The sequence below is a fragment of the Petrimonas mucosa genome, from assembly GCF_900095795.1.
Taxonomy (GTDB): domain Bacteria; phylum Bacteroidota; class Bacteroidia; order Bacteroidales; family Dysgonomonadaceae; genus Petrimonas; species Petrimonas mucosa.
The window spans coordinates 3,309,531-3,324,496 of sequence record NZ_LT608328.1 but is presented as its reverse complement, the minus strand read 5'-3'; the positions used below and the strand labels follow the sequence as shown (position 1 = coordinate 3,324,496).

Below are 14,966 nucleotides of genomic sequence, written 5' to 3'. Positions count from 1 at the left end.
AAAGTATTTATCTTTAAAGTGTTATACAAAAACAAACATTCACCCGACACATGCAAGACAAAAATAGTAAAAAAATCTCATTTACTGCCTGTTCAGTAAAGAAAAAGTTCAGTTCAGAACAATTAACATCATATTCAGGGTTAAGCGTAACCTCTGATTTTATCAACCATTGCGGTATTTATGGCAAGCTGGAACATCTTTTTCCAACCATCCGCCACAATGCAAGCCGTTTCAGCACAGCCCAAATACTCTCAAGTATCCTGTTGGCATCGTTGTGCGGTGTTCACCGTTTGAAGCGGATTGAAAACTTCACCTTTGACGCCTTGGTTGCCCGCTTGTTGAAGTTACCCAAGAACATTGACGAGGACACCATACGCCGCCATTTGACAGGTTTGGGTGAAAGGGGCGCCCGTTCGCTTCACGAGCTGTTGTTGGGTTTTACAGGCATGCAAGTTTCCCGTTGCGGTTTAAGCCGCTTGACACTTGATTGCGACTCAAGCACATTTACCGTTTACGGCAACCAACAAGGGGCTGAGGTGGGTTATAACTCGCATAAGAAGGGTTCGAAAAGCTATCACCCCATCTTATGTTTTGTCACGGAGATGAAACTGCTTGTCAATTCATGGCTCCGCCCGGGTTCAGCTTACACCTCAAACGGAGTTTGTGAGTTTGTCAAAGAAACCTTGGCCGCTCTTCCCCAAAAGGTGGAGAAGGTGTTTTTCAGGGCCGACAGCGGTTTTTTCAATGGTGGATTATTTAATTTGTTAGAAGACGGTAAACATGAATATTTGGTGAAAGTAAAGCTGAAAAACCTGAAAGATTTACTTGCCGGGCAGACTTGGCAGCCGATTGGCCCACGGACGGCGACCTGTCAGTTTACACATCAATGTAGCGGTTGGAGGAATCCCCGCATGTTTTATGCCGTGCGCATCATAAAGCAAATGGTTGAAGTCGATTATTTTGGCGAAAAACAATTTGTACCCGAGTATGAGTACTTTTGCTATTGCTCGAACCTGAAAGGATTGGATGCCTTGCAGCTCCATACCCTTTATGGATCCCGATCAGAGAGTGAGAATTGGATCGAGCAAACCAAAAACTCGCTTTGTGCGGGAAAAACCATCACGCATGATTTTTGGGTAAACGATATTCTTTGGCAACTTTCGTCATTTGCCTACAGTTTATCGGTGCTCATGCGATACCGGGGCGACTTTTGGGTTTGGCGTCAAGAGCACTCTACCTTCCGAGAATGGTTTATCCGAGTGCCGGGAAAAGTGGTGAAATCCGGCAGGCAGGTCACGGTAAAAATGCCAAAGGAGTATTACCGAAAAGCGGGGTGGCGTGATTTTGAGCAGCGAATAACGACAACGATGACCGGATGACGGATTTTCACTTAATCGTCCATCGCCATCTTTCGTGTCGTAAAAGGGTTTATGACAAGGAATTGCCATGCCTTGGAAGAGTGGTAATGTTAATACATATAAAAACGCCACCATAAAAAGTAAATCAACACGTTAAACGTGCAAGAAACAGTGAAGATGAAAAGAAAATAAAACGGTATCTCTCGAAAAAAAAGAGAAATTCCGCTTTGAAAACTATTAACTTGAGTTGGGAATTTTAAATGAGATTTTTAAGGTATAGAGTAATATTTTAAAGAACGTATATATGGAAAAGAAAGCAATGATTATCAAAATGAATGGAGTAAAAGAACAAGAAGTAGATACAGTGGCTCGCTATTCTATTGAGGAGGAATTACAGATAATCAGTATCAACCGACTAAAATCAAAATCAATCGGTTCTTATTTTTAAATACCTGACAAGTAAACCATTACAGCTCCTGTCTTTCATTCCCAAAAAGTGCTCCCCCCCTCAAAACAGTGATAATTGGGCGGCCGTGGGACTTTTATTGCGACTTTTCAGTCGTCTGGGATAAGTGCGCCTGCCTTCGGTCACCACCCACGTCAAATCCAGATGGCTTATCAAATGCATCCTCAACAACGCGGCTATGGTTGAAAACGCCTTTTCGCTTTCCGACTTGGTCTGAATCACCTGTAAAAGCAAATACGCGATCAGGGTACACCATACTTGGGTCTTTATCCCGTTTTCAGTGTCGGAATAAAAATAGGTGAGTTGGAAGTTTTGCTTCAATTTTTTGAATCCCGTTTCGATAGACCACCTATTTTTATAAATCAAGGCAACTTCCTCGTCTGTTATTTCCCAATTATTGGTGATGAACTTGTATTTACGCCCCTGTTCATCCCTGTACCAAACTAAACGAAGGCATAATGTCCTCGTCTGTCTGACTTTCTTCCTTTTTTTCTTGCCTTCGGTCCCCGTCTCGACCTTCTCGATATATTGAACGTGGATATGTTTCACCTTGTAAACGGCATGTTCCCCTTTTTCCAGCTTCTTCTCGTGAAGGACTTCCTGAACCTCGTACCTTGCATTGTCTTTCAGCCGACAAACGAAATTCACGCCTTGTCGCGTCCATTTGGCGAACTGCAGGTAGTAATTGTATGCCTTGTCGAAGACCACCATGCTGCCTTCACTTAAATTCAGGTATTGCAAGAAGTTCTTGTCGTGCATTTTCGCCTCGCTTATCTTCACGAATCGCGGCGTGTCAGCATGGACGTCGGTCAGCATGTGGACTTTCAGGCCGCCTTTCTTTTTCCCGTCGCCTTTAGGGTTCCGGCCCACGCCTTTCATCACGTCGGAAAACAGCGTCACCGTACTCGAATCAAAGGCATAGAACTCCTCGAAACTGACACCCTGCTTCCGGCACTTTTTTTTGCGGCTGACCGATAAAAGCGGGGAAAAATGGGCGATCAGTGCAAAGTAGAACAGACGGAACAGCTCCTCGTCCCTGTCACGCAATGCATCTCCGGCAGTGCTTTTTGCAGGCGAACTCTCCATGCCCAGGTAATTCAACTTGCCACCCAAGGCACGCATGCCGTCACAGACTTCACCCATCGAATCGCAACGGGAAAAAATGCCAAAGAGCATCACGATCAATTGATCCCAGGAAAAAAACGCCTTGTAATATTTATCACTGCCGAGCCTTATTACCAGCTCATCGAACTTTTCCCTCGGGAGAATATTCACTATTTGTCTTAAGATCGGCTGACCGACAAATTTATTTTCGCTAACTTTGCCCATGGTTGGAAATTTAGTTTTTGACAATCCAAATTTACAACTTAGGGACGAGACTTCGGTTAAGTCCCTATATTTTCTTCATTTTTTAGTCGGTCAGTACTGACAGATAATAAAGTCTATTCAGCAAGGAGGAAAAGAAAGAAATACTGCTATTGAAAAGCTTGCACAATCCAGACTACGATTTGTGACTGGATTTGTGACTGCTGTAGCCAAGAGGTACGCCAACAATAATCTGTCTATGGATGAACTGATAGAAGCAGGTAATAAAGGCTTGGTGTTAGCTGCTGAAAATTTTGATGAAAGTCGCGGTTTTAAATTCATCCCCTATGCTATTTGGTGGGTAAGACAGAGTATTGAAAAGGAAATTGAAAAATCAAATAATCTCGAATAATGGACATAAAGGTACATAGAGGATTAGAACAAATAGGAGGTTGCATAACAGAAATCAGTACTGCAACTTCACGAGTCTTTATAGATTTTGGACAGAACTTACCAGGCAATGGTGAACCTACAACACCAGAACAAGATAGGTTAATGGTGGAAAACATCTTTGCCACTAATGCTAAAATGCATGAAGCAGTGTTCTATACTCATGGTCATGAAGATCATGTAGGATTGTTCGAATATATACCTACCTGTGTTCCACAATATATGAGTGATGGTACAAAGGAACTTTTGCTTATAAAATATAGAACACTAAAAGAAGGAGTTGAACTTAGTCTTGAACAATTACAGAATGATGCAAATTCAACAAAAGAACACATAGAGGAAGTAATCGTTCAAAAATCAAATGCAGAAAAAAAGATTAAGATAATTACAAAGATGAACTCATGGGGTAGGACCCCTCCTCGCAAGAAACCATATTCTATTTCCATTGGAGATATCACAATTACTCCCTTCTTTAATTGCCATTCCATTTATGATTCACACATGTTTCTCATTGAGGCTGATGGGAAACGCATTTGGCATACAGGTGACTATAGAGCACATGGTTATATGGGCAAAGGGTTGATACCAACATTAAGGAAGTATGCTACAAACATTGATACCCTTATCACGGAAGGTACAATGTTGAGTCGAAATGATGAATGCATCCATGAATGTAAAGTGTCGGAAAAGATGGCCAATGTGATGAAATCATTCAAGTATGTTTTTGTATTGGCTTCAGCTACAGACATAGAAAGATTGGCTTCTATCAAAAATGCAGCTTTAGAAGCTAAGAAAACACTATATGTATGCTCAAAATTCATGTCATCGACTATGAAGTTTTTCACAGAGCGGGAATCGGAACTATCTCATGGGTTATTTAGTTTCTCTCCCCGTATGCTACGGTTTAATGGATTGGAGAGAATCAAAAAGAAAGGTTTTGTTCTTATTGCCGGGACATCTCAAATATCTCGTGTTGAAGAACTCACCAAAGAGCTGCCCATTGAAGAGACACTTCTGGTTTACTCGTCTTGGGAGGGTTACTATACTATTCCTGAACAAGTAGCTGCAAATCCTGGTTATAAGAATTTTCGTGAACTTTTCTGTAATTAATACTTCGGTAAATATTCAATTAACCAATTAAAATTCAATGATTTACATAACATAGTTTAACATAAAAAAGATGGTTAAGTAGCTGATTATCAGTATCTTTATAGCTAATCAAAACCTAATAAAGATGGATAGAACCAGCATACTTAACCAATATAAAGGTATCTGTAGTGATGTTCTAGGTGAACTAACTACGAAGTTAAACAAAAGTTTCAAATCATTCCTTATGGAGACGCTTATTTTGTATCTGGTCATTCCCGGCAGGATTAATTTCCTACAATTGGGGAGATATGGCAAGTCGTGTGAACAGCGATTTCGCCAGAACTTCTCGAAGGATTTTGATTGGCTGGAGTTTAACTTGTCTTTGTCTGATAGGGTATTAACCGGAGATCGCAAGGCAATTGCCATTGATCCCAGTTATATATCCAAATCAGGAAAGAATACCCCTTGGATTGGTTACTTCTGGTCGGGTGCAGCCGGTCAGGCGAAAAGAGGATTGGAAATCCTGGGAGTGGGCCTTATAGACGTCGACAACAAGGATTGCATCAGTCTACAGGCCGTTCAGACTCCGGACCGTCAAACCCTGGAGAGTCGTGATGCCAACCTGATTGACTGGTACCTGCTGGTCATTAAATCGATGCGGGAGAAACTCCATCGGGCAAGCCGTCACGTGGTTGCCGATGCCTACTTCGCAAAGAACAACTTCGTTACGGGTCTGCAAGAGATGAAGTTTGATCTGGTCAGCCGCTTCAGGGATGACGCCGCACTTTATTATCCAACACTGCAGAAACCGACAGGCAAGAAAGGCAGGCCTAAACTCTACGACGGAAAGATTGACATGGCCAACCTGGATACAACCAGAGTGCAAAAGATCAATATTGATAACGGTGATCTCTACACCTTGGTAGCCTATTCCAAATCACTTAAACAGATGGTCAGGCTTGTCATCTGGTATTTCAAAGATGGGAAAAAACCAAAACTGTTCTTCTCTACCAATCCTGAGATGAGTGGAAAAGATGTCATAGAATTTTACCGCACCCGTTTTCAGATCGAGTTTTGCTTCAGGGATGCCAAAGGCTTCACAGGACTGATGCAATCGCAGGCAAGGGACGTAGCAAAGCTATCGTTCAACTTTAATGCGTCTCTTACCTCAATAAACCTGGCAAAGGTGCTGGCAAAGGAGAAAGGCATCCCCTTTTCGATGGCATCATGTAAAACAATGATACACAATGCCTACCTGCTTGAGCGATTTATTTGCGTGTCTGGCATAAAACCGAACAGAAGATTAAATGATAAACTTGTTAAAGAACTCGTGGAGTTTGCAGCCATTGCTGCATGACTCATATAGTAAATTTTTAACGGACTATTGTGTAATGTCATTGATATACATACGTCCGGTCATGCTGACAAATCTACGCTAAAAAAAGTAATAGAAACTATCAATCCCAAAGAGGTTATAGTTATTCATAAGGATGGAGCATCCTAAAACTCTGACCCAACTACAGAACTTAACCCACATTGCAGCTAACCGGAGCTAATTCCCTGTATCCCTGCGTATATATTTTTTTCAAGGTTCAATTGGGGGACTACAGATTTTTTCCTGATAAATGGTTTTTCATCGTATCCCAACACCTTATATATGATTCTTACTTTGGATTCAGGGAGTGAACATTTTCTAATCGACACACACTCTTCATCGGTATTTACCATGTGCGTTGTCACCATTTTCTGCGTGTTCATGATCCGGACAATCTCTCTCCACTCATGGGTAATCCCAAATTGTTTCAGTTTGAAACGGATCGTGCTTACCAGCTGGTAGGCCAACAGCCCGAGGTGAAGATGAGCCATTGTCGCCTCATCCGTTTTATGAAACACGGGACGCAGGTTCAGATCAGTCTTCAGGCAACGAAACGTCGACTCTACTTCTCTTATAGTGTTGTAAATCAGCCAGGTGATCTCCTCTCCATGTACCGACAGGGAAGTACGCAAGAAGTATTCCCCATGTCTTGATTCGCTCTTTGCCTCGATTCTCTCCCAGGATATGGATGTGGCATGAATCCCCCTTTCGTCGGGCTCCACATGGATCTGATACAGGCGGTGTACCGAAGGGTATTTTTCCTTTAGCCGGCCGATGCGTTCCCACACCTTTTCAAGCTTTTTGGTGCCTCCTTTCTTTTTCAGGGCTTCGGCTGCCTGGCTCAGTCCACATTCAAAGGCCCGCGTGAAACGGTTTTCCATGGACGCTTCCTTGAGACCCTTGCTATAGCTCTTCACCTTGTAGAAGCTGTCACTTTCGCCATCCACTTCTACCTGACTGATCTCGATGAGCTGGTTGGATTTATCCCGTATTTCCACAGGGGAAAGGCTTGTTGCACGGTATTCTTTGAGTTTACCCCGTGAGACACAGATGTAGTCGAAGGATTCCTCTTTCAATATCTTCAGGTTATCATTCGTGGCGATGCCGGCATCCATGACCACCACCTGCTTTTTATCGGATCTCCCCCTATGGGATTTCATCTTGTCAAGAATATATTGCAGGCTTTCAGGATCAGTCATGTTGCCTTCAAAGATTTGTGACTCCTTCAGGAAACCTTCCGGGTTGACCACCACAGCCAGCACCACCAGTCTGGTATCGTTACGCTTTTCCTTGCTGCGCCCGAACTTAGCTATCCGACTCTCTCGCATGGTTCCCTCAAAATAGGTATTTGTTAAATCATAGATGATAATCTTGTCATCCAAGGAAAAAAGATCGTTCGTGCGGTTAGAAAAATGACGTTCCAAGCCATCCTTCTCACCATAAAGCCGGTGAGCCATCTGGTAAAGCTTATCTTTGGTGATGGCCGAAGGATCAACCCCGGTCAGTTCACAAAGCGCCGAGTTCTCCTTCAACCAACGGCTGGTTTTATACTCCGATGCGGGGTAAACAGCCCGGGCGATGATCTGGGTTAAAGCAAGGGCGATATCTTGTTTCTCCCAGCCGAAAGTCTCTAAATACTCCGGCAGGAGCAATTGGCGGCAAGCTTGAAGACAAAGCCATTCGCCACCAACCTCCCGGATATCACTGTTCGTTGTCCTGTCAATGTACACTTGCTCGATACCAGCCGCCTTCTTCTTTGCCTTTTCTATCTTTTGCGCTTCATGGAGTAGTCCCACGTATTTCGTGCACAGGGCTTCCACCTTGTCATCACGAAGCGATGAGATGATGAATGTTTTGCCCTCGAAGTAAACCTGGTTGATGCGTTGACAGAGAAAGGGAATCTTTTCAGGTGGAAGAACTGATTCCAGGTCACCCAAAGAGAGCAGCGTGCGATTACGGATGAAGCGGCCTTCCCGGTAGCTCTCACACAACCGGTAATGGGTATACTCATGGCCCCCATCCTTTTGCTTTATGCTTGTCTTGAAAAACATACAACGCAAAAGTAATCAAGGGATACGTTTTTTTCAACATCAAATGGGGGACTACATTCGTGTTTTAAAATAAACCGACATTGAATATCAGCCTGATACAAAAATTTATGGTCAGCAAACAGACGTAAAACAAGCGGATTTAACGTAAATAGAGGGTAAGTTTAACTTCTATTTATAATCGTGCTGCAATGTGGGTTAATTATATACTTATATAATTATATAAATGATTATCCGCAATAGTTCCTATTGTAAATTCTTGACTTGAAATCAGGAGCATACGTTACAGCGGCTATCAACAGTCTTTCAAACTGGTTTTCCCCGAAGTAACGCCTGTTGAATTTATAACAGAACTGGTTGAGGTAATATTGCAAGTATTCTGGTTTTATCTTGTAATACACGCCCAGGAGCTGTCGTTTGGCATTGCTGATCGCGGTATGCACCCAGGGCAGCACCTTGGAAAGATCCTGGTGTGGAATAACAGATGCCGTATGTGAATGAACATGCTCTTTCAATTTAGTGTAAGATGTTGAGTCATCGGTGGTCAGATCCGCCGTGCTTTCAACGTGCTCTTTGACATTCCTTGTAATTGTACCGGACTTCAAGTCACTGATCACTTTCATTTTCAGGTATCTAACCTTCTTGGGTTTCTTACCCGGCTTGGGGTTTTCAACCGTTTTGCTTTCAGCCATTACCAGCACTTTGGTCTTTTTTTGGCTCCCGCGGCCGCGCTTCAACGGTTTGTCCCTCTCTTCAAGGGATATTTCGGTGGAAAAGAAGGCGTCGTCCAACTCGATGGCTCCCTCGAGGGTGTACTCATCATCGCGTTTGCCCATCACGTCACGCAGTTTATTGACCATTTCCCATATGGGCTGGTAACGCTTGTGCCCCAGCTGGCGCTGCAGCTCCGCCGCGGAAAAGGAGCCCTTGGTCGCCGTGAGCAGGTGCATGGCCACGAACCAGTAACGGTAAGGCAGGTTGGAGTGCTGCATGACGGTGCCTGAACGCAAGGTTTGGCGTGCGCGACAACGCTTGCATTCATAGGCCTGCTTGTTTTCCAGCCAATAATGTTCTTTACAATTACAATGACGACAGGTTACTCCCATTTGGTCTCTTTGTTCTTTGAATTTTTTCCGACAGGATTCCTCATCGGGGTAATTTATAGCAAAATCCAGGATATTCATAGTTTGAATCTTTATATCGTTAGCGATGTAAATATAATGAATATCAGTGAATTGTGCAAGTGTTTTTGAAACTTATTTATAACTTTTTCCCGTTAAATTCTTTAGGAATAACTGCGGATAATCATTTTGGGAAATAACAGACGAGGAAGTTGCCTTGATTTATAAAAATAGGTGGTCTATCGAAACGGGATTCAAAAAATTGAAGCAAAACTTCCAACTCACCTATTTTTATTCCGACACTGAAAACGGGATAAAGACCCAAGTATGGTGTACCCTGATCGCGTATTTGCTTTTACAGGTGATTCAGACGAAGTCGGAAAGCGAAAAGGCGTTTTCAACCATAGCCGCGTTGTTGAGGATGCATTTGATAAGCCATCTAGATTTGACGTGGGTGGTGACCGAAGGCAGGCGCACTTATCCCAGACGACTGAAAAGTCGCAATAAAAGTCCCACGGCCGCCCAATTATCACTGTTTTGAGGGGGGGGGAGCACTTTTTGGAAATGAAAGACAGGAGCTTTAATGGTTTACTTGTCAGGTGTTTAAAAATAAGGACCGATTGATTTTGATTTTAGTCGGTTGATACTGTTAAAAAATGTAAATTAGCAAATAAAAAAATGGTTTTGCTTACTGCGGTGCTTAATTGAAACTTAGTGCTTCTTTTTCCCCGCCTTCGGCAATACCCAAAACGATAGACGATGACTGGGATGATGAATTTACGGATTATCAATTTCACCTATTTATGTGTGAACTTGAACAAACGGAAGAAAAAATTCGTATGTGGGAGAACGAAAAAGAGAATAATAATTTTTAATTGATTTAATTATGGAAGAAGAAAAAGCACCCGTGTGGGCAGAGAGATTGATGAGTAGATTGGACGAGTTAGAAAAAAAACTCGAAGAAAAAAGGGAAGAGAAGCCGTTGTTTGCTGCCTTGAGAGCGGAGCTGGATTTGAATGCCGAGATACAAGGGCAACCAACCAAAGGCGAAAAGAAGCCTGTTGATGACAGGTTCAGAGCGTTGCTGAACGATTTGGAGTTAAGTAAGTAATTTTTAAAAAAGGAGAAAATGAAAAAGAAAGAAGTATTGTTTGATGAGTATGGCATAAATTTAAAGACCGAGAATATAACGATAGAATAGCCCGTCAAACGGTTCGTTCACTCTTTTCTTTTTTATTTCTGTTTGTTCGGGGGGTGGGTAATTCCATCCCCCTTTTTTCAAAAAAGCTATTTGCAGGCACAACACTTGCAACTGAGAGCCGACCGAAAATTAAAAACCCATCACTTTCATCAATAATCACCCTATTAGATATAAATAATATCTATATGTAGATAGAAAAAATATATTGTGCACGGCAGTTAATTCCTAACTGTCTTGATTGCTGTTAATTAATCCCATACCCTTTTATTGATGGCAAATGTACAGCGCTTTTTCCCCGTAAAAAATACATGAGTTTTCTCTCGAATGATGAGATGCGACCGTATGAATATTGACTGCCTGACGGCCGTACGGAGGCATTTCAGGCGTTGTTCATGGCTGGATGGTAGTTGGTGTGGTGTTAATCTGAATGTGTTCTTAAATCATGCTTATAACTTAAGGCTCCTGGCGGGACAAAATTATCCATCGGGGAAAACGATGCATTTTAAGGCGATTTAAGGCACGATAATTATTTTGGGTAGGTAGATATGCGGAGAGCCATATAAATGCCACAGAGGGGCTGAAAATAAGCGAGAGGGGTATTTAACATCCCCCCCCCCCTGATGCTGGCGGGAGCAGAATAGTCAATTTATTACTACCCCAAGGATGATGTTTTTTTCTGATGATGTAACGGTTATGAATTACAGATACATTTTCACCTGCAAACAATAACATCGGTTGCCTAACGTTACTATTTTGATACTTTTGAAAAATAAACACCCCATAACCGATTGATTATAGGGTGATTACGAAGTTTAAACCGTACCCAGAGCCGGGATCGAACCGGCATGGAAGTGAATCCACTGGTGTTTGAGACCAGCGCGTCTACCAATTCCGCCATCTGGGCATATTGTGGAAAACGCGAATGCAAAAGTACATAAAAAAATCAGAAATCAAAACGGTTTGTTCCATTAATTTTTTAAATATTGACAAGTTTCAGGCTGTTGAAATTTATTGTGTAATTGTTAAAACAATCAGCCATTGGAAAGCGTTATACGGATTGAACAAATATTACCCTAAAGAGGAATATCATTTTATACGCTAAGATTTTGTTATGAAGAACAACAACTACTGTGTTATCATGGGAGGCGGGATCGGCAGCCGGTTCTGGCCTTTTAGCAAGGAAGACAGGCCCAAGCAGTTTCTCGACTTTTTTGGTACAGGGCGTTCGCTCCTCCAGAGCACGTACGACAGGTTCAAGAAGATTATCCCCGTTGAGAATATCTTTGTTGTGACCAACGATGCGTATGCCGAGCTGACTCTTAAGCAGCTGCCCGAGTTGTCGAAAGAGCAGGTGCTGCTTGAGCCTTTGAGAAGGAATACCGCACCGGCTATCGCCTACTCCCTCTTTCATATTCAGGCAATCAACCCGGAGGCCAACATTGTTGTGGCTCCTTCCGACCATCTTATCCTGAAGGAGGATCTATTCCTTTCTGAGATTGAGCGTGGACTGGATTTTGTGGAGAAGCATCCGGTTCTGTTGACACTGGGCATCAAGCCGAACCGACCGGAGACCGGTTATGGCTACATCCAGGAGAGCAACGAGGAGGTGGATGGTATCCGTAAAGTGAAGACATTTACGGAGAAACCCAACCTGGAGCTGGCCCGTGTTTTCTACGAAAGCGGCGAGTTTGTCTGGAACTCGGGAATCTTTCTCTGGAATGTGAAGGCGATACTGGAGGCGTTCAAGATCCATCTGCCCGATATCGTGAACAAGTTCAACGAGGGCAGGGAGTTCTTCAATACCCCTCGCGAGAAGGAGTTTATCGATCAGGCCTTCCCGTTCTGTTCAAGCATCTCCATCGATTACGGTATTATGGAGAAAGCCGATAACGTCTATGTTATCGGATCGGACTTCGGATGGTCCGACCTGGGTACCTGGGGATCACTGCACGAGATCACCCCGAAAGATGAAAACAACAATGCCAGCTTGCATTGCAAGACCTTATACGTTGAGAGTAACGACAACGTGGTGGCGATGAGCGACGATAAGCTGGTGGTGATACAGGGCCTTGAAGGCTATATTGTTGCAGAATCTGAAAAAGCGTTGCTCATCTGCAAGAAAGAAGAAGAGCAACGCATTAAACATTTTGTGACCGACGTAAAATTCCGTTTCGGGGATGAGTATGTCTAGTATCAGCTGATAAACAGCAACTCCCTATATTTGGGTAAAGGCCACATCTGATTGTCTACAATCAGTTCCAGTTTGTCGATATGGTAGCGGATAACGGAGAGGAAGGGCTCGACGGTATCGTGGTAGGCTATGGCTTTGGATCGTGCATCCTCGATCTTGTTTGCCCGTTTCCGTGCCTCTACCATATCGTCGACATTGGTCTTTATGGCGGAGATATGGGTGGCGATCTCCTCGATCAGCGCCGCATCTTCACGTGAGAGCCGGTCGGCCTTCTCCTTGTCGAAAACCATGCGCATCTTGTAGAGGTTGTCGAGTAACAACGACTGATATTGTGTAGCCACAGGAATGATATGGTTCATACTCAAGTCGCCCAATACCCTGGCCTCAATCTGGATCTTCTTGGTGTAGGTTTCCCATTTTACCTCGTTCCGGGCGTGAAGTTCGCGCTCGTTTAGCACGCCGATGCCCTCGAACATCTTGATGCTCTGTTCGCTGACGTATGCATCGTAGATCAACGGTACGCTTGTCTCGCAATCGAGTCCCCGCCTTTTAGCTTCCTCTTTCCACGCTTCGCTGTAACCGTTGCCGTCGAACCGGATGGGTTTGCTCTCTTTGATGTAGAGGCGTAAGGTGTCGAAGATGGCCTGCTCTTTTTTCATGCCCTCCTTCATCTTCCGGTCGATCTCATTCTTGAATTCGATCAGCTGGCTGGCCACTGCTGCATTGAGCGCATTCATGGCTGGTGAGCAGTTGGCCGACGAGCCTACGGCGCGGAATTCGAACCGGTTTCCGGTGAATGCGAAGGGAGAGGTGCGGTTACGGTCGGTATTGTCGATCAGAACCTCGGGGATATGGGAGATACCCAGCTTCATCTTGCGAAGATCTTCCATCGTGATATCGTTGTCATCGGAACTCTCCTCGATCTTGTCGAGCACGGCTGATATCTGTGAACCGAGAAAAACGGAGATGATTGCCGGAGGAGCCTCGTTGGCACCGAGACGATGTGCATTCTGTGCAGACATGATGGAGGCCTTGAGCAGTGCGTTGTGTTTGTATACCGCCATGAGCGTATTGACAAGGAAGGTTACGAACCGGAGGTTCTCGTTGGCACTCTTGCCGGGAGTGAAGAGCCCAACGCCCGTATCGGTTCCCAGCGACCAGTTGTTGTGCTTGCCCGATCCGTTGATGCCGGCGAATGGTTTTTCGTGCAGCAGCAACTTGAAGTGATGTTTGGCTGCGATTTTGTGCATCAGCGACATGATCAGCAGGTTCTGGTCGACTGCCAGGTTGGTCTCGCCGTAGATGGGGGCAAGCTCGAACTGGTTGGGTGCTACTTCATTGTGACGGGTCTTCAACGGAATGCCATATTTATAGGCTTCAAACTCCACCTCCCTCATGAATGCAGCTACCCGGGGCGGGATCGAACCAAAATAGTGGTCCTCCAGCTGCTGGTTTTTGGCACTTTCGTGTCCCATCAGTGTCCGGTCGGTCAGGTTCAGGTCGGGACGGGCCGCGTAGAGGGCCTGGTCCACCAGGAAGTACTCCTGTTCCCAACCCAGGTAGGAGTAGACCTTTTTCACGTTGGGATCGAACAGCTTGCAAACCTCCACCGCTGCTTTGTCCACTGCCGAAAGCGATTTCAGCAGCGGGGTCTTGTAGTCGAGCGCTTCGCCCGTGTAGGAGATAAAGACGGTGGGAATACAGAGGGTGTCTTCGATGATGAAGGCCGGTGAGGACGGGTCCCAGGCTGTATAGCCGCGGGCCTCGAAGGTGTTTCTGATGCCGCCGCTGGGAAAACTTGAGGCGTCGGGCTCCTGTTGAGCAAGCAGTTTTCCGGAGAACCGCTCGATGATATCTCCGCCTGGAGCGTTCAGATAATCGATGAATGAGTCGTGCTTCTCAGCAGTACCTTCAGTGAGGGGCTGGAACCAGTGCGTATAGTGGGTGGCTCCCATCTCCATCGCCCACATCTTCATGCCGGCAGCGACGTGATCGGCAATTTCCCGTTGCAACGTTACTCCTTGATCGATGGCCCGGAGAACGGTATTCATCGTCTCCTTGGAGAGATATTTTGACATCTGTGTCCGGTTGAACACATATTTGCCGAAATATTCCGACGGGAACTTGTCGGGAACTGAAATTTCTACGGGAACTCTTTTTGAAGCTTCCTCTACCGCTTTGAACCTGAGTGTTGACATATGATTGATGGTTTTTTAGGTGTGCTCTGTCTCAATAACCTTGTTGTTCGGTTGGAAACACGATGCAAAATTAATCAAATATCTCTTTTAAATTGACCGTTAATAGAGAAATCATTATCTTCACCTTCCGAAACAGGAGAGAGTTATTACTGAGAATTTACACA

13 protein-coding genes and 1 tRNA gene are annotated in these 14,966 nt (G+C 44.4%); 9 read left to right on the top strand and 5 right to left on the bottom strand.

The annotated features are described in order from the left end of the window. Nucleotides 1–50: 50 nt before the first annotated feature. A complete protein-coding gene (locus ING2E5A_RS13230; RefSeq protein WP_071135811.1) occupies nt 51–1,379 on the top strand; it encodes an IS1380 family transposase in 1,329 nt (442 codons plus the stop codon). Between the two features lie 283 nt (nt 1,380–1,662). Then, complete coding sequence (locus ING2E5A_RS15410) at nt 1,663–1,806, top strand: hypothetical protein (protein ID WP_154670090.1); 144 nt, start codon at nt 1,663–1,665, stop codon at nt 1,804–1,806. A gap of 60 nt (nt 1,807–1,866) precedes the next feature. Here the strand turns inward: ING2E5A_RS15410 and ING2E5A_RS13225 are convergent, their stop codons facing one another. Next, the gene (locus ING2E5A_RS13225; protein WP_071137814.1) at nt 1,867–3,153 is read right to left on the bottom strand and encodes an IS4 family transposase; all 1,287 of its coding nucleotides are present in this window, start codon (nt 3,151–3,153) and stop codon (nt 1,867–1,869) included. Between the two features lie 181 nt (nt 3,154–3,334). Here ING2E5A_RS13225 and ING2E5A_RS13220 point away from each other — a divergent pair, with 181 nt between their 5' ends. The 4 genes from ING2E5A_RS13220 to ING2E5A_RS15865 all read left to right on the top strand — a co-directional run bounded on the left by ING2E5A_RS13220 (nt 3,335) and on the right by ING2E5A_RS15865 (nt 6,172). Next, the gene (locus tag ING2E5A_RS13220; protein WP_161942027.1) at nt 3,335–3,541 is read left to right on the top strand and encodes a sigma factor; all 207 of its coding nucleotides are present in this window, start codon (nt 3,335–3,337) and stop codon (nt 3,539–3,541) included. Beyond that, the gene (locus ING2E5A_RS13215; protein ID WP_071137812.1) at nt 3,541–4,689 is read left to right on the top strand and encodes an MBL fold metallo-hydrolase; all 1,149 of its coding nucleotides are present in this window, start codon (nt 3,541–3,543) and stop codon (nt 4,687–4,689) included. The genes ING2E5A_RS13220 and ING2E5A_RS13215 overlap by 1 nt, the downstream gene beginning before the upstream one ends. A gap of 124 nt (nt 4,690–4,813) precedes the next feature. After that, on the top strand, nt 4,814–6,025 hold the full coding sequence (locus tag ING2E5A_RS13210; protein WP_071137811.1) for a transposase: 1,212 nt from the start codon (nt 4,814–4,816) through the stop codon (nt 6,023–6,025). 27 nt (nt 6,026–6,052) lie between these two features. Then, nucleotides 6,053–6,172, top strand: a complete 120-nt coding sequence (locus tag ING2E5A_RS15865; RefSeq protein ID WP_317039808.1) for an MBL fold metallo-hydrolase RNA specificity domain-containing protein — start codon at nt 6,053–6,055, stop codon at nt 6,170–6,172. A 38-nt stretch (nt 6,173–6,210) separates the two neighbouring features. Here the strand turns inward: ING2E5A_RS15865 and ING2E5A_RS15775 are convergent, their stop codons facing one another. Further along, nucleotides 6,211–8,094: an IS1634 family transposase gene (locus ING2E5A_RS15775; protein WP_071135763.1), complete on the bottom strand. Its 1,884-nt coding sequence runs from the start codon at nt 8,092–8,094 to the stop codon at nt 6,211–6,213. Between the two features lie 227 nt (nt 8,095–8,321). After that, nucleotides 8,322–9,275, bottom strand: coding sequence for an IS1595 family transposase (locus tag ING2E5A_RS13200; protein ID WP_071136336.1), 954 nt, complete (start codon nt 9,273–9,275; stop codon nt 8,322–8,324). 133 nt (nt 9,276–9,408) lie between these two features. Here ING2E5A_RS13200 and ING2E5A_RS13195 point away from each other — a divergent pair, with 133 nt between their 5' ends. After that, nucleotides 9,409–9,753 (top strand): transposase, encoded by a 345-nt coding sequence (locus ING2E5A_RS13195; protein ID WP_083373349.1) that lies wholly within the window; start codon nt 9,409–9,411, stop codon nt 9,751–9,753. 345 nt (nt 9,754–10,098) lie between these two features. Beyond that, nucleotides 10,099–10,323 carry a hypothetical protein gene (locus ING2E5A_RS13190; RefSeq protein WP_071137809.1) on the top strand — a complete coding sequence of 75 codons (225 nt, stop codon included), beginning with the start codon at nt 10,099–10,101 and terminating at the stop codon, nt 10,321–10,323. 910 nt (nt 10,324–11,233) lie between these two features. Here the strand turns inward: ING2E5A_RS13190 and ING2E5A_RS13185 are convergent. Continuing rightward, nucleotides 11,234–11,317: transfer RNA gene (locus tag ING2E5A_RS13185), tRNA-Leu, on the bottom strand. A 207-nt stretch (nt 11,318–11,524) separates the two neighbouring features. Between ING2E5A_RS13185 and ING2E5A_RS13175 the strand changes: the two genes are divergently transcribed. After that, a complete protein-coding gene (locus tag ING2E5A_RS13175) occupies nt 11,525–12,604 on the top strand; it encodes a mannose-1-phosphate guanylyltransferase (RefSeq protein WP_071137807.1) in 1,080 nt (359 codons plus the stop codon). 2 nt (nt 12,605–12,606) lie between these two features. Here the strand turns inward: ING2E5A_RS13175 and ING2E5A_RS13170 are convergent, their stop codons facing one another. Further along, a complete protein-coding gene (locus tag ING2E5A_RS13170) occupies nt 12,607–14,802 on the bottom strand; it encodes a glutamine synthetase III family protein (protein ID WP_071137806.1) in 2,196 nt (731 codons plus the stop codon). Between the last annotated feature and the right edge of the window lie 164 nt (nt 14,803–14,966).